Source organism: Mycolicibacterium sphagni (genome assembly GCF_002250655.1).
Taxonomy (GTDB): Bacteria; Actinomycetota; Actinomycetes; order Mycobacteriales; family Mycobacteriaceae; genus Mycobacterium; species Mycobacterium sphagni.
Genome location: NZ_NOZR01000010.1, coordinates 152,181 through 171,168, shown reverse-complemented (window position 1 = coordinate 171,168; position 18,988 = coordinate 152,181). Strand labels below are relative to the sequence as shown.

Annotated in this window: 17 protein-coding genes; 7 read left to right on the top strand and 10 right to left on the bottom strand. The window is 68.8% G+C overall.

All coding sequences use genetic code 11. The features are described from left to right. Window positions 1-5: 5 nt before the first annotated feature. From CG716_RS14270 to CG716_RS14260, 3 genes are read right to left on the bottom strand one after another with little or no spacing between them, the layout of a single operon-like run. Complete coding sequence (locus CG716_RS14270; RefSeq protein WP_094480583.1) at window positions 6-611, bottom strand: GNAT family N-acetyltransferase; 606 nt, start codon at window positions 609-611, stop codon at window positions 6-8. A gap of 9 nt (window positions 612-620) precedes the next feature. Then, on the bottom strand, window positions 621-1,508 hold the full coding sequence (locus CG716_RS14265; RefSeq protein ID WP_094480672.1) for an SDR family NAD(P)-dependent oxidoreductase: 888 nt from the start codon (window positions 1,506-1,508) through the stop codon (window positions 621-623). 46 nt (window positions 1,509-1,554) lie between these two features. Then, window positions 1,555-2,349, bottom strand: coding sequence for an enoyl-CoA hydratase/isomerase family protein (locus CG716_RS14260; protein WP_094480670.1), 795 nt, complete (start codon window positions 2,347-2,349; stop codon window positions 1,555-1,557). A gap of 60 nt (window positions 2,350-2,409) precedes the next feature. Between CG716_RS14260 and CG716_RS14255 the strand changes: the two genes are divergently transcribed. Then, window positions 2,410-3,705 carry an acyl-CoA dehydrogenase family protein gene (locus tag CG716_RS14255; protein WP_094480581.1) on the top strand — a complete coding sequence of 432 codons (1,296 nt, stop codon included), beginning with the start codon at window positions 2,410-2,412 and terminating at the stop codon, window positions 3,703-3,705. Beyond that, window positions 3,705-4,364: a helix-turn-helix domain-containing protein gene (locus CG716_RS14250; protein ID WP_094480579.1), complete on the top strand. Its 660-nt coding sequence runs from the start codon at window positions 3,705-3,707 to the stop codon at window positions 4,362-4,364. The genes CG716_RS14255 and CG716_RS14250 overlap by 1 nt, the downstream gene beginning before the upstream one ends. Here the strand turns inward: CG716_RS14250 and CG716_RS14245 are convergent. The 3 genes from CG716_RS14245 to CG716_RS14235 are packed head-to-tail and all read right to left on the bottom strand — an operon-like array spanning window position 4,334 to window position 6,664. Then, window positions 4,334-5,134 (bottom strand): acyl-CoA thioesterase, encoded by an 801-nt coding sequence (locus CG716_RS14245; RefSeq protein WP_094480577.1) that lies wholly within the window; start codon window positions 5,132-5,134, stop codon window positions 4,334-4,336. The two genes, CG716_RS14250 and CG716_RS14245, sit on opposite strands and share 31 nt — an antisense overlap. Further along, window positions 5,131-6,339 carry a CoA transferase gene (locus CG716_RS14240; RefSeq protein ID WP_094480575.1) on the bottom strand — a complete coding sequence of 403 codons (1,209 nt, stop codon included), beginning with the start codon at window positions 6,337-6,339 and terminating at the stop codon, window positions 5,131-5,133. The genes CG716_RS14245 and CG716_RS14240 overlap by 4 nt, the downstream gene beginning before the upstream one ends. Before the next feature lie 25 nt (window positions 6,340-6,364). After that, window positions 6,365-6,664 carry a hypothetical protein gene (locus CG716_RS14235; protein WP_094480668.1) on the bottom strand — a complete coding sequence of 100 codons (300 nt, stop codon included), beginning with the start codon at window positions 6,662-6,664 and terminating at the stop codon, window positions 6,365-6,367. Window positions 6,665-6,708: 44 nt separating this feature from the next. Between CG716_RS14235 and CG716_RS14230 the strand changes: the two genes are divergently transcribed. From CG716_RS14230 to CG716_RS14215, 4 genes are read left to right on the top strand one after another with little or no spacing between them, the layout of a single operon-like run. After that, window positions 6,709-7,209 carry a metallophosphoesterase family protein gene (locus tag CG716_RS14230; RefSeq protein ID WP_094480573.1) on the top strand — a complete coding sequence of 167 codons (501 nt, stop codon included), beginning with the start codon at window positions 6,709-6,711 and terminating at the stop codon, window positions 7,207-7,209. A 26-nt stretch (window positions 7,210-7,235) separates the two neighbouring features. Beyond that, window positions 7,236-7,688, top strand: a complete 453-nt coding sequence (locus CG716_RS14225) for a MarR family winged helix-turn-helix transcriptional regulator (RefSeq protein WP_094480571.1) — start codon at window positions 7,236-7,238, stop codon at window positions 7,686-7,688. Further along, window positions 7,685-8,494: an ATP-binding cassette domain-containing protein gene (locus CG716_RS14220; protein ID WP_094480570.1), complete on the top strand. Its 810-nt coding sequence runs from the start codon at window positions 7,685-7,687 to the stop codon at window positions 8,492-8,494. Before CG716_RS14225 ends, CG716_RS14220 begins: the two co-directional genes overlap by 4 nt. Further along, entirely contained in the window at window positions 8,484-9,308 is an 825-nt protein-coding gene (locus CG716_RS14215; RefSeq protein WP_165774149.1) for an ABC transporter permease, read from the top strand. The genes CG716_RS14220 and CG716_RS14215 overlap by 11 nt, the downstream gene beginning before the upstream one ends. On the opposite strand, the gene CG716_RS14210 is transcribed toward CG716_RS14215, so the two are convergent. Then, window positions 9,297-9,743 (bottom strand): nitroreductase family deazaflavin-dependent oxidoreductase, encoded by a 447-nt coding sequence (locus CG716_RS14210; RefSeq protein WP_094480568.1) that lies wholly within the window; start codon window positions 9,741-9,743, stop codon window positions 9,297-9,299. The genes CG716_RS14215 and CG716_RS14210 overlap by 12 nt on opposite strands. Window positions 9,744-9,817: 74 nt before the next feature. Here CG716_RS14210 and sigI point away from each other — a divergent pair, with 74 nt between their 5' ends. Further along, a complete protein-coding gene (gene sigI, locus CG716_RS14205) occupies window positions 9,818-10,672 on the top strand; it encodes an RNA polymerase sigma factor SigI (protein WP_094480566.1) in 855 nt (284 codons plus the stop codon). 13 nt (window positions 10,673-10,685) lie between these two features. Here sigI and recD read toward each other — a convergent pair whose 3' ends face one another. Genes recD through recC form a run of 3 tightly spaced genes read right to left on the bottom strand, consistent with a single transcriptional unit; the run spans window position 10,686 to window position 18,978 of the window. Continuing rightward, a complete protein-coding gene (recD, locus tag CG716_RS14200) occupies window positions 10,686-12,419 on the bottom strand; it encodes an exodeoxyribonuclease V subunit alpha (RefSeq protein ID WP_094480564.1) in 1,734 nt (577 codons plus the stop codon). Next, on the bottom strand, window positions 12,416-15,715 hold the full coding sequence (gene recB / locus CG716_RS14195) for an exodeoxyribonuclease V subunit beta (RefSeq protein WP_094480664.1): 3,300 nt from the start codon (window positions 15,713-15,715) through the stop codon (window positions 12,416-12,418). Before recB ends, recD begins: the two co-directional genes overlap by 4 nt. Beyond that, window positions 15,715-18,978, bottom strand: a complete 3,264-nt coding sequence (gene recC, locus CG716_RS14190; protein WP_094480562.1) for an exodeoxyribonuclease V subunit gamma — start codon at window positions 18,976-18,978, stop codon at window positions 15,715-15,717. Before recC ends, recB begins: the two co-directional genes overlap by 1 nt. Window positions 18,979-18,988: the final 10 nt, after the last annotated feature.

Genomic DNA, 18,988 nt, shown 5'->3' with positions numbered 1-18,988 from the left:
GCGAACTAGCGCGGTGCCCGCCACATAGGCCACAACGACGGCCCGCCATCGGGCAGCACGATCTCCTCTGTCACCTCGAAGCCGAACCGCTCGAAGTACGGGATGTTGGCGGGGTTGCCCGATTCCAGGTAGGCGGGGGCGAACTCCGCGTCGCACCGGTCCAGCCGCGATCTCATCAGCGCGTGGGCGAGGCCCGCGCCGCTCGCCGTCGGGTCACTGCCGATGATGGCCAGATACCAGTGCGACTCGTCGGGATGCTGAGCCTTCATCAAGTCAGTGAGCGTCCGTCCGGCGGCCAGTCGGCCCCGGAAGGCGCGCATCACGCCGGGCAGCATCGCGAGCTGTTCGCGCGGCGACTGCATCCAACGGCCCGGCGGATCCCACAACGCGGCCGCCGCCACGCCGTCGTCGGACACCGCAACCTCGGTGCCGCGTCCGGCCATGAAGTGGTGTCGGGTCAGCGCACCGAAGAGGCCCGGCAGTGCCGCCTTACGACGCTCGGCGTCGGGTTGCACCCATGCCAGCACCGGGTCGTCTTGGAAAGCCCGGCCGAGCACCCGCGCCAGAGCGGGGATGTCGGCCTTGCGGGCTGGACGAACGTCGATGGCCACTAGAGCAGGCTAGCCATCCAAATTAAGTTCGGCTTGCCGCTGCGACCACTCCCACAACCGGGCTGCCTGCTCAGGATCCACAGCCCAGTCCTTATATCCGCCCTCGGCCCCGTCGACGAACGGGTCGGCAATGCGGCAGTCCTCGAGATATCGGCCGCCGAGCCCGTCGAGCTCGGGGCTGGTGGCCGCCCATACGGTGGTCGCCGCGCCGTGCGCGACGTCGGTCACCTCGAGGTTGGCCAGCGTGCCGCCCGCGCTGAAGTCGTCGCGGGTCATGTGCCGCGCCAAGTCCGTGTAGACCACGCCCGGATGCACGGCGAACGACTGCACTCCGCGCGGGCCCCAACGCCGTTCGGCCTCGACGGTGAACAACACGTTGGCGGTCTTGCTCTGCCCGTAGGCCAGCCACTTGTCGTAGCCGCTCTCGTCGTCGAAATTGGGGTCGTCCCAGCGGAAGCTGCTGAGCTGATGCCCGCGGCTGCTGAGGTTGACGATGCGGGTGCCGTCCACGAAGCGGTCGGCCAGTCCGGTGGTGAGCACGAAGTGGCCGAGATGGTTGGTGCCGAGCTGCAATTCGTAGCCCTGCGCGGTGCGCCCCAGCGGCGGCGCCATCACGCCCGCGTTGTTGATCAGCACGTCGATGCGCTCGTGGCTCCCGGCGATGGCTTCGGCGGCGGCCCGTGCCGAGCGCAGATCGCCGAGCTCGAGGTGGACCGTCTCGCAGTGGAGGGCTTCGCGGGTCTTGTCGACGTCGCGCACCGCGGCAACGATCGTCGCCCCGGCCGACTGCAACGCACGGGCGGTCTCCAGCCCCAGCCCGGTCGAGGCGCCGGTGATCACTACGGTGCGCCCGGTCAGATCGATGCCGTCGAGAACGTCGGCGGTGGTCTTGCTCATGCGCCACTCCTCCTCATCGCTTCGCTCTGCATCGTCGTCGGCGGTCTCATGCAGGATCTCCCGTCTGACTGGCACTGGATCGCCATACCGGCGGGCGGTTCTCCCGCCACGCAGCCGGCCCCTCGGCCGCGTCCGGGCCGCCCATCAGTGTCAGGTGCACCGTAGTCTCCTCGGCGGCCACCTCGTCGACGCCCTGCTCGGCCCACAACAGTCGCTTGCTGTAGGCCACCGAGGCGGGGTTGGCGTTGACGGCCACGTCGCGAGCCAGTTCCAGCGCGGCAGGCAGCACCTCGTCGACGGGCAGGGCGCGACTGGCGATCCCCAACGCGGCGGCCTCGGCACCGGTGAACGGGCGCCCGGTGAGCAGGATGTCGGCGGCCACGGCCAGGCCGACGGCGTGCTTGAGCGTGTAGTGCACCGCGCAGTCGCCGACCATGCCCCGACGCACCTGTGGGATGGCCAGTTTGGCGTCCTGTGCGACCAGCCGGATGTCGCATTGCAGTGCCAGGGTCAGCCCGATGCCGATCGCGGGTCCGTTGACGGCGGCGATCACCAGCTTGCGCACCCGCCAGGCGGGCGGTTGCACGGGTGAGGCGCTGAAGCCCTGCTCGGGACTGTCGAACACGGCGGCCTGCGCGGTCATGTCGGCACCGGCGCAGAACGCCCGGCCCGCGCCGGTCACCACGACGGCCCGGACGGTGTCGTCGGCGTCGCAACGGCGGTAGGCCTGGCCGAGCTGGCGCGCGGTATCACCGGAAAACGCGTTGAGCCGCTCGGGGCCGTCCAGGGTGATCAGGGCGACGCCGGCGGAGTCGACGTCGATGCGGACGGTGGTGCTCACGGTGGAAGCATAGGGCCGCACTCGTTGATTAATGCAGCTGTATGAAGTTACGATCGCGCCATGTGGGACTTTGAGACCGACCCCGAATATCAGCAGAAGCTCGACTGGGTCGAGGAGTTCATGCGCGACCAGCTCGAGCCGCTGGACTTCGCGCCGCTGGACCCCTACGAGAAGACCAACCCGGAGGTGCTGCGGGTGCTGCGCCCGCTGCAGCAGCAGGTCAGAGACCAGGGTCTGTGGGCCGCGCACCTCAGCCCCGAATTGGGCGGTCAGGGCTACGGGCAGGTCAAGCTGGCGCTGCTGAACGAGATCGTCGGCCGTTCCCGTTGGGCGCCTTCAGTTTTCGGATCCCAGGCCCCCGACTCCGGGAACGCCGAGATCCTGGCGATGTTCGGCACCGAAGAGCAGAAGAGGCGCTACCTGCAACCGCTGCTCGACGGGGAGATCTCGTCGTGCTACTCGATGACCGAGCCGCACGGTGGTTCGGATCCCGGCCTGTTCACCACCCACGCCGAGCTCGACGGTGACGAGTGGGTGATCAACGGCGAGAAGTGGTTTTCCTCCAACGCACGCAACGCCTCGTTCTTCATCGTGATGGTGGTGACGAACCCGGAAGCCCGTACCCACCAGAAGATGTCGCTGTTCATCGTGCCGGCCGAAACCCCCGGCATCGAGATCATCCGCAACGTCGGCGTCGGTGGCGAGTCCGACGACCGCGCCGGGCACGGCTATATCCGCTACAACGACGTGCGGGTGCCGGCCGACCATGTGCTCGGCGGTGAGGGGCAGGCCTTCGCGATTGCGCAGACCCGTCTGGGCGGCGGCCGCGTGCACCACGCGATGCGCACGATTGCCTTGGCCCGCAAGGCTTTCGACATGATGTGTGAGCGGGCGGTGTCGCGCCAGACCCGCCGTGGTCCGCTGGGCGACTACCAGATGACCCAGGAGAAGATCGCCGACAGCTGGATCCAGATCGAGCAGTTCCGGCTGCTGGTGTTGCGCACCGCTTGGAAGATCGACAAGTATCACGACTACCAGAAGGTGCGCCGCGATATCGCCGCGGTCAAGGTCGCGATGCCGCAGGTTCTGCATGACGTCGTGCAACGGGCCATGCATTTGCATGGCGCACTGGGGGTTTCCGACGAGATGCCGTTCGTCAAGATGCTGGTGGGCGCCGAGTCGCTGGCCATCGCCGACGGTCCGACCGAGGTGCACAAACTCACCGTGGCGCGCCGCACCCTCAAAGAGTACGAGCCCGTCGACACCCTGTTCCCGTCCCAACACATCCCGACCCGGCGCGCGGCCGCTCAGGCCCGGCTGGCCGAGCTGCTCGAACACGAGGTCGCCGAACTCTGATGGCGGCCGGCACCTCGGCCAACCTGGTCGCGACGGCGGAGCGGTTGTTCGCCGAGCGCGGGGTCGACGGGGTCAGCCTGCGCGAGATCGCTCGCGAGGCCGGGGCCCGCAACGTGATGGCGGTGCAGTATCACTTCAGCGATCGTGCCGGGGTGCTGGCCGCGATCGCCGACAAGCACCTGCCGCTGGTCGATGCACAACGCGATGCCCTGCTGGACGAAATCGGCGGGGACTCTTCGGTACCGGCGATGGCCTCGGCACTGGTCCGGCCGCTGGCTGCCAAGCTCGCCGACACCGATGGCGGTCCGGCGTTCCTGCGCATTCACGCCGACCTGCTGAACCGACCAGTGCCGGCGTTCGATTTCACCGGGCACTCCGCCAGCCTGCAACGCTGGCGCCGGCTGCTGGAGCCGATGCTCGACCCGGTGGCCGTCACGCTGCATCCACGGCTGGGGGCGTTGGTGTACGCCGCGGTCGAGCTGGGCCGCCGCGCGGAGACCGCCCCACACGCCGACGACAGGTTGTTCACCAGCCACCTGGTCGACACCGTCGCCGCGATGCTGGCCGCGCCGCTGTCGGAGGAGACGCGGTCGCTGGCCAAGGAGCGGCAGGCTCGCCGGTCCCGGCCTCAGTCGCGGACGATCGCCAGCCCTTCCTGAACAAGCGTCGCGGTGAGCACCATGTCGGCGTCGTACAGGTTCAGCGTGACCAGCCCGCGGCCACGCGCGGCGGCCGGGGAGCGGGATTCCAGCAGATTCCACTCCTGCGCCCGGATCGGGCGGTGAAACCAGATCGACGAATCGGTTGTGGCGGTGCGATGGCTGCGATCGATCATCGAATGGCCATGCACAGCCAGCACCGGGTCGATGCCGTAGATATCGGTCACATAGACCGCCGCGCACGCCGACAGCCACGGGGCTTCGCCCAGCGGCGCGGTGATCCGCCACCACAGTCGGCGGACGAATTCGCCTGTGCTCCAGTCATCCTCGATGCGCATGTCGATCTCGTCCAGCGGCAACGACGGCGCAGGGCCGATCGGGCCGGTGGGGGCCAGCTGGTCGGGGGCCGGAGCTGTCGTTGCCTGTGTGGCGTGCTCCGGGCCGTCGGCTGCGGCCGAGAACGAGACCGTCGTGGTGGTGAGCAGCCGGCCCTCCTGGCGGGCGAGCACCCGCCGCGATGCGGTCGTGCGCCCGTCGTAGACCCGTTCGACGTCGTAGTACACCGGTGCACCCGCGTCGCCACCGCGTAGGAACTGCACGTGCAGGCTCGTCGGTGTCTTGTCGGCATCGACGGTGTGGCAGGCCGCCGCCATCGCCTGCGCCGCGAGATGCCCTCCGTAGGCGCGCTTTTCGGCAGGGCCGCTTTCGGTACCGGCGAATGTGTCGTCACCTGACTCGGTGACGTCGAGCAGCCGGGCCAGCACGCTCACGCTGTTCCTGTTGTGACAGTGCCGGATTCGACCAGACCGGCGATCTCGTCGGCGGTCAGTCCCAGCTCGGTCAGCACGGCGGCGGTGTCGTCGCCCAGCGCCGGCGCGGGCAGAGCGGCGACGTGGGCACCGTCGACCGACATCGGCAGCCCAGGCGCCAGGTAACTGCCGATCCTGGGCTGGGTGAGCGTCGTGAACAGCGGGTTGGCCGTCACCCTGGGGTCCTGGGCGACTTCGGCGAAGTCCAGGTAGCGCTCCCACAACACCGAACTCGCCGACAGCGCGGCGGTCACCTCCTGTGCCGTGTGGGTTTTGAACCACGGCGCGAAAAGGCCACCCAACACGGCGCGGTGCTCGTAGCGCTGGCCCTCGTCGGTGAAATCGGCACCCAACGCTTCACCAACGGCGGCAACGGCTTTCGTCGTGCCGGTCAATGCGGCGAGGTCCTTGAAGTGCCGGTTGGTCAACGCCACCAACATGAATGTGGCTCCGTCGCTGCTGGTGAACTCCTGCCCGTACTGGCCGTAGATGGCGTTACCGAGGCGCGGGCGCTGCGTACCGTTGACCATCGGCTCGGTGAGGAACCCGAGGTTGGCCGCGGTGGCCAGCGCGACGTCGTCCAGCGGCAGCCGGATGCGGCTGCCCGCTCCGGTCGCGTCGCGACGGCGCAGCGCCACCAGGATCGCCAGCGCGGCGTACAGCCCGCAGCTGACGTCCCAGGCCGGCAGCACGTGGTTGACGGGACCGCCCTGGGCCGGCGATCCGGTGACCAACGGGAATCCGGTGGCCGCGTTGACGGTGTAGTCCACCCCGGTGGAGCCGTCATGGCGGCCCACCACCTCCAGATGGATGAGGTCGGGGCGCTGAGCGCTGAGCTCCTCGTAGGAATGCCATTGCCGCCCGGCAACATTGGTGATCAGGACGCCGGCCTCGGCGATCAGCCGGGCAACCAGCTGCTGGCCTTCCTCGGAACGCATGTCTGCGGCCACCGAGCGTTTGCTCTTGTTGAGCCCGGCCCAGTAGATGCTGTCGCCCGCGTCGGTCAGCGGCCAGCGTTTGTAGTCGGCCGCGCCGCCGACGGGGTCGACCCTGATGACCTCGGCACCCAGTTGCGCCAGCGTCATCCCGGCCAGCGGCACGGCCACGAAGCTCGAGATCTCGATGATGCGGACACCCGCCAACGGCAGGTCATCGGAAGCGGTCACCCGACGAGTATGGCGGGTGGGCGTTTCACCAGACGGAGACGGGCACGCCCAGGCAGAGCAGGAAGACCGCCAGCAGGAACCAGCCCGCGCCCTGCCAGATCGGCCAGGTTCCCTCGACCCGCCAAACCCGGTAGGTCTGGACGAACGCGCCGACCCCGCCGACGAACAGAATCAGCGGCACCAGGATGCCGGCGATCCGGGAATGCCAGATCATGGCGGTCGCGAAGGCCAGCCCGGCCACCACCACGACGGAGACGACGTAGGTCACCGCCGCGCGGAACGCCGCCGGGTCGTGCCAGTTCTTTTCGACATCGTTGCGGTCCATCGTCACCTCGTGCTCAGACTAGGCCGCGATGAGAGGATCGAGCCATGCGTCTGCTGATTCTGGCCGACACTCACATCCCCAAACGCGCCCGCGACCTGCCCACACCGGTATGGCAGGAGGTCGAACGCTGCGATGTCGTCATCCACGCCGGGGACTGGGTCGACGAGGGCCTGCTCGACGCGCTGACGGCGCGCGCCAAGCGCCTGATCGGCTGCTGGGGCAACAACGACGGCCCAGAGCTTCGGGCCCGGTTGCCCGAGTGCGCTGATGTGACGCTGGACGGCCTCCGGTTCACCGTCGTCCACGAGACCGGCGCCGCCTCCGGCCGGGAAGCCCGGATGGCGCAGCGCTATCCGCACACTGACGTGCTGGTGTTCGGCCACAGCCACATCCCATGGGACACCACCGCGCGGACCGGCCTGCGGCTGCTGAACCCGGGCTCGCCGACCGACCGGCGCCGTCAGCCGTACTGCACGTACATGACCGCGCTGACCCGGCCCGGGGTGCTCGCAGATGTGCAGCAGCATCGAATCGAGAAGACTTAGCTCTGAAACAGAGCTAATCTGGCTGAGTGGACACCCGCACCGATCTGGTCACCGAGCTGCTCAGCACGGTCGGCCGATTCCGCCGCACGGTCCGCAGGACCGCCCCAGGCTCGTTCGCCACCTCCGGACTGCCCGAATCGCAGGCTGAGCTGCTACGACTGGTTGGCCGGCAGCCCGGCATCTCCATCAGCGCGGCCGCCGCCGAACTCGGGCTGGCCGCCAACACCGCATCCACCTTGGTGTCCAAGCTGGCCGCCGAAGGCCTGCTGGTGCGTACCGCCGACCCCGATGACCGCAGGGTCGGCCGGCTCGAGCTGACTCCGCCGGCCCAGCAACTGGCCGACGAATCCCGGGCTGTGCGCCGGGCCGCACTGGCCGAAGCGCTCGAGGAGCTCGACACCGACGACACCGAGGCGCTGATCGCCGGGATTCGAGTACTGGCCGAGGTCACCGCCACACTGAGGGAGCAGCGCCCATGACCGTGCCGGCGATCGACTGCCAGAACCTCATCCACCGCTACGGCGACTTCACCGCGGTCGACGACTTGACGCTGCAGGTGCAGACCGGCGAAACCCTCGGCCTGCTGGGTCCCAACGGCGCGGGCAAGACCACCGTCGTGCGCGTGCTGACGACGCTGACCCCCGTTCAACACGGCGAGGTGCGCATCTTCGGGCTCGACGCGCGGCGCGACACCATGGACGTCCGATACAACCTCGGGTATGTGCCCCAACAGCTTTCGATCGAGCAGGCGCTGACCGGCCGGCAGAATGTGGAGTGGTTCGCCCGGCTCTACGACGTGCCCCGATCGATCCGCAAACAACGCGTCGACGAAGCGCTCGAGTCCATGCAGCTGCTCGACGTGGCCGATCGGCTGGCCGGCACCTATTCCGGCGGCATGGTGCGCCGGCTGGAACTGGCCCAGGCGCTGGTCAACAAACCTTCCCTGCTGATTCTCGACGAACCCACCGTGGGCCTGGATCCCATTGCGCGCGACAGTGTTTGGTCGCAGGTGGCCAGCATGCAGAAGGAATTCGGCATGACGGTCCTGTTGACCACCCACTACATGGAGGAAGCCGATGTGCTGTGCGACCGGGTGGCACTGATGCACCACGGCCGGTTGCAGGCGGTCGGCACCCCGGCCGAGCTCAAGGCGAAGGTGGGCCAGGAGGCCAGCCTGGAGGACGTCTTCCGGCACTACGCCGGATCCGGACTCGACGATACCGGCGACCATTCGGGCCTGCGCGGAGTGCGGGCCGGACGAAAGGCGGCACGCAATGCCGGTTGATTCCGCCATCACACCCCGATTGCTGCGGGCGCCCCGCGGCTGGCGAAAAATGTCCAGTCTGCTCGCCCGCACGCAAACCTTCGGCTGGGTCGAGCTGCAGAAGCTGCGCCACGACCGCACGGAGCTGTTCACCCGCATGGTGCAGCCCGCCCTGTGGCTGCTGATCTTCGGCACGACCTTCAACCGGCTGCACGTCATCCAGACCGGTTCGGTGCCCTACCTGGAATTTCTGGCGCCGGGGATCATCGCGCAGTCCGCGCTGTTCATCTCGATCTTTTACGGCATCCAGATCGTCTGGGATCGCGATGCCGGCATCTTGGCCAAACTGATGGTGACTCCGTCCCCGGCGTCGGCGGTCGTGACGGGCAAGGCATTTGCCGCGGGCGTGCGCTCGGTGGCGCAGGTGATCAGCGTGCTGGTGCTGGCCTACATCATGGGGATCCAGATGACCTACAACCCGTTGCGGATCCTTGCCGCGATGGGTGTGGTGATGCTCGGGTCGGCGTTCTTCGCCTGCCTGTCGATGTCGTTGGCCGGGCTGGTGCGCAACCGGGACCGGCTGATGGGCATCGGGCAGGCCATCACGATGCCGCTGTTCTTCGCCTCCAATGCGCTCTACCCGGTGTCGGTGATGCCGGAGTGGCTGCGCTGGCTGTCCCGGATCAATCCCCTGAGCTACGAAGTGGATTCGCTGCGGCTGCTGCTGATCGGCGTGCCCTCGGCGCATCCGTGGCTGGACTTGGGCGTGCTGGTACTGGCCGCGGTGGTCGGCATCGCGTTGGCGTCGTCCCTGCTGCGCAGGTTAGTGCGGTAGTTCGTCGAACCTGAACACCGCGAGTGTGCCTGCCAGCGCCTCGAATTCGTCGGGTGTGCCGTGCTGCACCAGACCTGAACGTTTGGCGAAGGCGACGCCCACGGGCACCGAGCCCGGGAAGGCCCGCAGCACCGGTTTGGCTTCCTCGGCACCGAGCTCGACGATCGCCACCTCGCGAGAACGACTGCCGCGGCTCAACGTTCCGGCCCCGGCGGCGCGGGCGTTGCGCGCCCAGTCTGCCCCGGGATATCCCGCGACGGTATACAGACCGCCGTGGTACTCGAACGGCGTCATCGGGGTTCGCCGCGGCTTACCGGATTTGCGGCCGGGCACAGTGAGCACGTAAGCCGGTCCGGTCGGTATGCCCAGCTTCTGTACGGCCATCATCAGTCGGTTCATCGGCTTGAGCCACCGCGGCGGGCGTGGGTTGGTCATACCAATAAGGACGCGATAGCGCCCTGGAACGTGACAGCGGTAACTTTTTGCCATGCCGATTCGTCGTCTATGACATGAGCGATCCGATCGCCGGCCTGCTGGCTGCCCACCGCCCGTATCTGATCAACCTGGCCTACCAGATGGTCGGTGATATCGGGGACGCGGAAGACATTGTGCAGGAGGCTTTTCTACGACTGTCACAGGCCGAGATCGACCAGATCGACGATCCGCGCGGCTGGCTCACCGTGGTCAGCAGCAGACTGTGTTTGGATCAGGTGCGCTCGGTCCGGCATCGACGGGTCAGCACGGCCGAGCCCGAGGTCATGGAACGCCGGGCGCCACTGCATCACAGTCCCTCGCTCGATCCGGGCGAGCGGGTCACCCTCGACGACGAGGTGCACGACGCGTTGTTCGAGGTGCTGGGCCGGCTCACCGCGCCCGAGCGGGTGGCGTTTGTGCTGCACGATGTCTTCCGGGTGCCGTTCGACGAGATCGCCGCGACCGTCGGGCGCCCACCCGCGACATGCCGCCAACTGGCTCGCCGCGCGCGCATGAAGGTCCACGCCGCCGCGCCCGTCACCGCCGAGGTCGACCATGACGAACACCAGCTCGTCACCGAACGATTCATCGCTGCCTGCGCAGGAGGCGACCTGGCCGCGCTCACCGAGGTGCTGGCCCCCGACGTGTGGGGCGTCGGCACGATCCTCGCCGAACCCGCGCCGCCGCCGCAGGTCAACCACGGTCGCGAGGCCGTCGGCACCAACCTGCTGCGCTACCTCACTGGAGCCACCCTCGTCAGCGGTCCGGTCGGGCGGCCGGTCGCGCTGGCGTTCAGCCAGCGGCGGCTTTTCGCCGTTGTCGTGCTGACCATCCGCGACCGCCTGGTCACCAAAATCGAAGCCACCGCCGACCCCTCGGCGCGGCCCTAGTAATCGCCGGGTGTCAGTCCTGCAGGCGGCGGCTGAGCCCCGAGGCCCGCGCAGCCCGGCGCGCGATCGCGGCGCGCAGCTGCTCGGCCGAGCCGACCACCCGCACCTTGTTCTCGGCCCGGGTGACCGCGGTGTACAGCAGCTCACGGCTCAGTAGCCGCGAATCTGTCGGCGGCAGAAGCACGGTCACTTCACTGGCCTGACTGCCCTGGCTCTTGTGAATGGTCATCGCGTGCATGGTGTCGACATCGGCCAGCCGGTTGGTCGCGAGTTCCACCGAGCCCTCCGCACCGGCCATCACCGCCCGCAGGACCCCGTCACGCAGCACGGTGACCCCGACGTCCCCGTTGTACAGCCGCAGCCCGTAGTCGTTGGCGGTGACCAGCACCGGCCGCCCCGCGTACCACGATGCCCACTGTGGGGAATCGGTTTCCTCAGCCAGCCATCGTTCGACCTGGTGGTTCCAGAAGGCCACCCCGTGTGGGCCGCGCCGGTGCGCGCACAGCAGCCGGTGCTCCTCCAGAGTGGCCAGCGCGGCCGGCCCGTTGCCGAGCACCGCAGCCTCCCGCAGGCGAAGCGCATGCGGCACCAGGATAGTGCGCAGAGCGTCGGCCGGTTCTTCGGTGTCTACCCACTCGATGTGCTCGCCACCGGCGTTGAGCACGTCGATCGCGCGGTTGGCGTCCCCGGCCCGGATCGCCCCCGCCAGCGCGCCGATCGAGGGACCGAACCGGTGCGCCCGAAGGAGTGTGGCCACCGGGGTGTCACCGCGCGCGCTGAGCCCCTCGACCACATCAGCCAGTACCGCACCGGCATCCACCGACGCCAGCTGGTCGGGGTCACCTACCAGCAGCAGCCGCGAATCCGGACGGACCGCCTCGACCAGCCGGGCCATCATCGTCAGCGACACCATCGACGTCTCGTCGACGACGATCACGTCGTGCGGCAGCCGGTTCCCGCGGTGATGCCGGAACCGCGCCGACGTCCGGGGCAGCGGCCCCAGCAGCCGGTGCAGCGTGGTGGCACGCAATCCCTGAAGTCGGTCACGGTCAACCGGATCCAGTCCGTTGACCACGAGTTGAACGGCCTCCTGCAGCCGGGCGGCGGCCTTTCCGGTCGGTGCCGCCAGCGCGATACGCAGCGGGGGTTTACCGTCGAAGTGGGCCTGCTCGGCCAACAACGCCAGCAGTCGCGCGACGGTGGTGGTCTTGCCGGTGCCGGGCCCGCCGGTCAGCACCGTCAGGCCCCGCGACAGCGCGATCTCGGCGGCCGCACGCTGCTCCTCGAAACCTTTCGGGAAAAGCCTTGCGATATCGGGCAGTTCGCCGTGCGCGCGGACGGCGGCCAACGCCAGCACATCGGTGGCGACCTGACGTTCCTCGAGCCAGTACCGGTCGAAGTACAGCAGATCCTCATCGAGGTGCAAGACTGCCGGCGAGCTCAGCAGCGGGCTGGACGCGACGGCGGCCAGCCACTCCCCCGGTTCCGGCCACGGCAAGTCGTGGATCTCGACTTGGGCGGGCACCGACGCTAGTTCCACACACACCGACCCGCCCCGCACCGCGCGCACCACGAATGCGATCGCCAAGGCGACTCGTTCGTCGGCCTCGTTACCCAATACCGTCAATCGTTGGGCGACAAGAACATCGGCGGCCTCGATGGCGCCTGCGTCGTTGAAGATCCGCAGCAGGCCGGTGGCTTCCGCGCTGCACCGCCAGTCCGCGGGATCGGTCAATTCGACGGTCACGCCGCCACCTGCCGGCCGTCGAGCAGGTCCGACACCGCCACCACCAGGACCGCGGGCGGGCGCCAGCTGAAGACTCCTGCGGGATGCCCTCCGACCGTCGGGGTGTCCGGACCGCACATACCGCGAACGAACAGATACAGCACCCCGCCCAGGTGCCGCTCCGGGTCGTAGCCGGACTGACGCCAGCGCAGGAACCGGTGCAGCACAACGCTGTACAGCAACGCCTGCAAAGGATAGTCCGAATGCAGCATCGCCTCGGCCATTCTGGCCCGGTCGTAGTCGGCGGCCGACAGCGGGCGGTCGCCGTCACCGAGCCAATTGGTCTTGTAGTCGACCACCAGGTAGCGATGCCCCGTGCCGTCGGGTATCCGCAGCACCACGTCCAGCGATCCGGACAGATAGCCGCGCAGGGTCTGGCTACCCAGCGCGCCGCCGGTCAGCCGGTCGACGTACGGCGCGAGTGGGTCGTCGGCCGGGAGATGCTCACGTAACAGCCGGCCGACGTCCGCGAGGCGAACCTCCGGCCCAGCCGAAGGCAGCTCACCACCGGCCAGCGGGAACTCGAAGTCCATCTCGCACAACCTGTCTGGTAGCCCGATCTGGCGCAGGGTGAGCCCGTCGGCCAGCGGGCCCAGCGGTGTGTCGTGCATCGGCACCAGCGCCGCGGCCAGCTCGGCGGCGGGAACATCCACCGGCCACCACACCGCGTGCCTTTCAACCTGGGTCTGTAGTTCCCCGGCGAGGTCACCCGCCAGCGGGTCGGCGGTCTCCAGCACCGCGTGCACCAGCGTGCCGAACTTGGCTCCGGTCGGCAGGTTCGCCATCGGCGATGGCGAATCCGGCCCCACCGATGGTGCGCTCACCGCGATGTCAGCGACCTCGTCGTCGAGCTGCACCACCTCGGGTTCACTGCCCACACCCGGTGACTCAGCGGCACGGATCAACCCCGAATACGAGGTCCGGCGCCAGGTGGTGTCGATACCACGGTGAAAGTGCCTGACCCCGAGGTGATCCCGCGTCTGCGGGCCGGCCAGCTCGGCCGGCGGCGCGATGATCGATTCTTCCAGCACAGGCCCGCCCGCCGCTTCCCATTCCCGCAACAGCGCCACCGCGTCGGCGTCGTCGACCCGTTCGGGATCACAGCGATCCGGAACGACGGCCTGGCCGGGACGGCGGCCCCGCAGCAGCCGCGATAACCCCCCATTGGGTTCGTCCCACGACGGCGCCCACCAGGCCACCACCTGGGATTGGGCCCGCGTCATCGCGACATAGGTCAGGCGAGTCTCCTCCCCCGCGGCTTCGCGGCGGCCCAGGCTCTGTGCGGTCACCAGCTCGGTGCTTTGCTCGCCGCCGACGTGCAGGCACCGGCTGTCCCCGACGTGGAAGCGGACCAGATCTTCGCTGCGCACATAGCGATTGAAGGTGAAGGGCAGGTAGACGACCGGGAACTGCAGGCCCTTGCTGACCCACACCGTCATAATCTGCACCGCCGCCGCGTCGCTGTCCAGCCGGCGGTTGCGTTCGGGGGCGCCGCTGCGTTCGTCGCGCTGGGTGCGCAGCCAGTCGCGTAATGCGGTGAGGCTGAAGCGTTCCCGGTGGGCGACATCGTGCAGAAGCTGGGTGACGTGCGCCAGGTCGGTCATATTTCGTTCGCCACCGGCCCACGACAGCACGCGCTTGCCCATGCCGGCCAGCTGCGCGGCCTCGAAGACCGCCGCCACACCGGCTTCGCGCGCGTGGTCGGCCCACTGCCGCAACGTGTCCGCGATCCGGTCGGTCAGCTCGTCGCCGCCGTCGGCGAGGTCTTCGGCGGTCATCCCGAAGAACATCGTGGTGGCCGCTGCCCGCACCAGCCCGGGACGGTGCAGCTGATCGAACGCTTCCAGCAGGCTCAGCCAGTCATCGGCGGCCTGCGACTTGAGCACATCGGTATCGCCGGTGTAGACGGCGGGCACCCCGGCCGTCACCAGCGCGTCGAAGCAGGCGCGGGCGTCGGCATGGCTTTCGGTGATGACGGCGATCTGGTGGGCCTGCAACGGTGCCCCGTCGAAGGTTGCCTGACTGGCCAGTAGCGCGGCGACGTCGGCGGCCAGGTCGGCCGCGATATGCCGGCGCAGCGTGTCCATCCGGATCGTCCGGGTTCCGCGCTGCCCGAACGCCTCTCGGCTGACCACCCGTAACCGGAACGGCTCGTTGTACGGCGCTGCGGACAGCCGGTGCCCGCGGTGATGAGCCTCGACGTCGAGGACCTTGATATCCGGGTCGCCGAGTTCGGCGCCGCCGAGCACAACTTGCAGGCGGTCCACCAACGCCGAGTCGCTGCGCCAATTGACGCCAAGGGTGCGCCGCTGGCCCGCGGTCTTGGCGGCATGCAGGTAGGTGAAGATGTCCCCGCCGCGAAACGCGTAGATCGCCTGCTTGGGGTCACCGATGAGGATCAGTGTCGAGAAGCCGCCGAACGCCCGCTCGATGACTTGCCACTGCACCGGGTCGGTGTCCTGGAACTCGTCGACCATCACCACCGACCATCGCTGCCGCATCCGTTCGGCGGCGGGTGACTCTGCTGTGTCCAAGGCGTCGGCCAGCCGGCTGAGTAGATCGTCGTAGCTCAGGATGCCACGGCGGCGCTTGCGCCGATCCAGTTCGGCCAGAACGTCGTTGGCGAATCCGACCCGCACCGCGGGCAGCGAACCCGGGGGCGGACCGGCCGGCCGGAGCTCGGTTCCAGGGTTGGCGACGACCTCACGAGCCAGCTTGAGCGCTTCGCCGCGCGTGATCGGCGGTCGCTCTCGCTCTTGCCCGAAATGCCGCAGGTACAGGTCGTCGACGACCTCGGCGACCAAGTCGTCCAGGCTATCGGCCAGCGTCACGTGAGAATCGGTATCACCGGCAACACCAAGGGATTTCAGAACCAGATGGCAGAACTGGTGAGTGGTGGCGATCGTGGCGGCGTCGAACCCGGCCAAGGCGTCGCGCAGCCGTCGCCTGCGTTCAGTCACTTCGTCCAGCTCGCCGACGATCAGCGCGGCGGAGACGGCGTTGCCCTGAGCCAGGTTTGGGTCGTCGAACGCCCGCAACGCGTCCTGCAGTGCGTGGCGCACCCGCTCGCGCAGCTCCTGGGTGGCCGCTCGACTGAAGGTGATCAGCAGCATCTGGTCCAGGCTCGCCCGGCCTTCGGCGACATAGCGGGTCACCAGCCCAGCCAGCGTGAATGTCTTACCGGTGCCGGCACTGGCCTCCAGCACCGTCGTGGAGCCGTCGGCTGGAAGAGGTCCCAACAGGTCGAACTCGTGCATCAGGCGCCATCCTCGGCGCGCAGCAGCGGCGCCCACAGCCGCGAGGCGTAGGCACCCAGTCGCGTGGTCTCGCCGTCGGCCTCTTCGCCGGGCCGCACCGGTGTCAGGAGCAAATCCAAAGCCGGTTCACGGCCCCAGACGCGCTCGATGGCGGGGTCGTCACGCTCGTAGCGCCAGGTGGAGGAGGCTTCACTTCTCGCGTCCTGGCCGCTGATCCGCGCCACCGCCCAGGCATGTGACGTCTTGATGGGCAACGGAATCGGCTCCCGCCGTCCGGCGTCGTAGATCGCCACCAGGTCACGCAGGATTCCCACCGGATCCTCCTGTGGTGACCCCAGCGCGCGTTCAGCCACGCCCGTCCGGCGTCGCTGCCTGCCGATGCACACCGCCGACCACTGGCCGGGAAGGGCAGCCGACAGTGCCAGCATAGGGATCCAGGCGCGCAGCAGATGCGGGGCGTCGAGCTTGGAGAACGTCACCTCCAGCAGCCGCTTGCCGAACACCTCGGGGACGGTGCCGGTCAGCCGGCGACCTCCGCCGAGGTCGACGTCAACGTCGTAGGACTGCGGCGTGCCGGTCCGACGAACCAGCGCCGCCCTGGCCAGTTCGGTTGCCTGGTCGCGTAGTTCGACCGAGGTTCGCCAACCCAGCCGGCCAGGCGGCAACGCTCCCCGGCGCCATTCCGCCTGTCCGGCCCGCTCAGGGTCCATGCCCGCCAGCATGTCGGTGAGCAGCCGCTGGCCGACCGTCCACTGCTGTAGGTTGTCGATCTCGACCGGCATGGCGTCCTCGATGCCTTCGACCTCCCAGGGCAACGTCACGTCGAGGGCGGTGAAGAATCCCTTCACCGGGTTGGCGAAGAACTTCTGCAGATCGGCGAGCGTCACGTCGTCAGGGGCAGGCGCGGGCAACGGCCGGGCCAGCAGGTCGGGCTGCTCGGGTCGTTGGCCCCCGGTGATCGACGCCGCCGCCAGCACGCTGGAGTCGAATGTGAACGGCTCGCCCGGTACCCCGAGCGCGCCTGGGGTGACGTTGCGAACGTCGAAGGGCTGCAACGGGTGCTTGACTCGAATGTGTTCGCGGACCGGCACTTCGGTGGTCCGGTCCAGGGCGTCGAGCAGCTCGGCCAACGGCACCGCGGGTGGGCGGGGGTGCCCGGAATACTCGTTAGCGCCGGTGTAGGTGATGACAAGCTTGTCGGTGGCTGCGCAGATCGCGTCGAGCAGCAGCTGACGATCTTCGGAGCGGACGTCACGCTCGCCGGTCATCGGGTCGCGGGCCAGTGCATCGTCACCGTCGACCACTCCGATGCGCGGGAACACCGTGTCGTCGAGGCCGACAAGGCAGACCACCCGGTGGGGCACCGACCGCATCGGGACCATGGTGCACACCGTCAGGGTGCCGGTGCGGAAGTTGGCCCTTGTCGGCCGCCCCGCGAGATGGCGGCCCAACAGCGCGGTGATATCGGGTAGCCGCATACCGATAGCCGCGCGCGCTCCTACCGTCGTCAGCACGTCACCGAACTCGCGCTGCAACTGGCTGGTCTGCCACGCGTCGTCCCCGGTGGTCAGCGTCAGCTGCCCGACACCGTCCTGCAGTGCGCCCAGCCAGTCCGCCAACGGCCGGACCCCGCTGAGGGATTCGACGGTGCGCTGCAGTCGCGCGACGTACTCGGCAAGCCGGCCGGCCAGTTCGACGCTGTTGCTGCCAACGTCGTCCAGCGGCAGCGTGACGCCGAGCCAATCCTTCGAGTCGTCCGACATGGCGACCCCGGCCAGCACCCGGTCGAGCCCGAAGCGCCAAGTGTTCTGGATGAACGGGATGCCGAACGGCGCGCGGTGCTCCTGGTCGAAACCCCACCGGATGTTGGCCTGCTGCACCCAGCGGGTGATTGTCTCGAGGTCGTCGTCGCTGAACGCGAAACGCGCGCGCACCGGTTCGAGGTGCGCGAAGTCCAGGACCTCGGTGGCGGTCACCCGGCTGCCGGCCAGAGTCAGAAGTTTGGCGGCCACCCCGAGCAGCGGGTTGGTCTGGATCAGCGCGCGGTCGGCCAGCCGCACCCGCAGCTGATGGGCCGGGTGGGCACCGGGGACGACGTCGCCCAGCCCGAAATCCGCGACGATCAGCGGCGCGTAGGTGTCGATATCAGGGCACATCACCAGGATGTCGCGGGGTTCCAGGGTGCGGTCCTCGGCGAGCAGGCCCAGCAGGACCTCACGCAGGACATCGACCTGGCGGGCAGGTCCGTGGCAGCTGTGCACCTGCACGGAACGGTCGCCGGGTGTGTGTGAACGGCCTTGTGGCCGAACGGCATTGGCGGCAATATCGGACTGCAGCCAGCCCAGCAGGGTGTCCGGTGGCGGGCCACCGCGCAGGAATTCGTCAGTGGCGACGTCAGCAGGCAGGCTTCGTTGCAGCTCGCGCAGGTCGCGTCCGAGGGTGGCCAGCAGCGGGTGGGCGGCGAGCCGATGACTGGTGTCATCGCGACGGTCGATCGTGCCGTGCAGCTCACCCAGCGCGGTCCACAGCGCGGCGCTGGGGTGCGGCAGCCACAGGTGCACGTCATGGTGTTCGGCCAGCGCGCTGATCAGCTCGATATCGGTGCCCGGCAGCCGGGTGTGCCCGAACAGTGACAACCGGGCCGGCAGGCCTGTGCCCGACTCACGCAGTTGCGCAAGGGTTTTCGCATGACGGATGTGCGGCGGATCGAGGGCCATCGTGTCGACCAGAGCACGCCACAGGTGCGGCTGCCACTGCAGGTCGGCGTCCAGGCCGGCGCTGTCGCCGGCCAGCCAGTCGGCCAGCAGCTGCGGACGCTGGCGGGCGTAGGAGGCGAACAGCCCGGCCAGCCGGCGGGCGACCGCATAACGCCTGCCCTGGCGCAGCTCCTTTTCCTCGCCGGCCACGAAGTGCCCGAGGTGAGTGGCCAGGGTGCGGCACCAAGGTTCGTCAACGCTGGCGTCGATGACGTCGAGCAGCGGCCAGGCCATCGCGTCGGCCGCCCACGGGTCGTCCTCGCCGGTGCCGGCGATCTCGGCGATGAGCGACGCCGGGGACCGGAACGAGACGCCCGCGCAGACCCCGCCGCCTCCTGTGCTGCCGAGAACGTGGGAGAGCCGCTGGCTCAGCCAGCGTTCGACCCCGCGAGCCGGCACGACGACGAGTTCGGCGGCGAACGGGTCGGATTGCGGGTTGACCAACAGCGCGCCGAGACCGTCAGCGAGCAGGTCGGTGCGCTCGGCGCGATGCAAGTGCAGGGCCATCGGGGATAAC

Coding starts and splice junctions, on each gene's coding strand:
- CG716_RS14265 (WP_094480672.1), bottom strand. CDS start 1,508: ATGAGCAAGACCACCGCCGACGTTCTCGACGGCATCGATCTGACCGGG.
- CG716_RS14255 (WP_094480581.1), top strand. CDS start 2,410: ATGTGGGACTTTGAGACCGACCCCGAATATCAGCAGAAGCTCGACTGG.
- CG716_RS14250 (WP_094480579.1), top strand. CDS start 3,705: ATGGCGGCCGGCACCTCGGCCAACCTGGTCGCGACGGCGGAGCGGTTG.
- CG716_RS14235 (WP_094480668.1), bottom strand. CDS start 6,664: ATGGACCGCAACGATGTCGAAAAGAACTGGCACGACCCGGCGGCGTTC.
- CG716_RS14230 (WP_094480573.1), top strand. CDS start 6,709: ATGCGTCTGCTGATTCTGGCCGACACTCACATCCCCAAACGCGCCCGC.
- CG716_RS14220 (WP_094480570.1), top strand. CDS start 7,685: ATGACCGTGCCGGCGATCGACTGCCAGAACCTCATCCACCGCTACGGC.
- CG716_RS14215 (WP_165774149.1), top strand. CDS start 8,484: ATGCCGGTTGATTCCGCCATCACACCCCGATTGCTGCGGGCGCCCCGC.
- CG716_RS14210 (WP_094480568.1), bottom strand. CDS start 9,743: ATGACCAACCCACGCCCGCCGCGGTGGCTCAAGCCGATGAACCGACTG.
- sigI (WP_094480566.1), top strand. CDS start 9,818: ATGAGCGATCCGATCGCCGGCCTGCTGGCTGCCCACCGCCCGTATCTG.
- recB (WP_094480664.1), bottom strand. CDS start 15,715: ATGCACGAGTTCGACCTGTTGGGACCTCTTCCAGCCGACGGCTCCACG.
- recC (WP_094480562.1), bottom strand. CDS start 18,978: ATGGCCCTGCACTTGCATCGCGCCGAGCGCACCGACCTGCTCGCTGAC.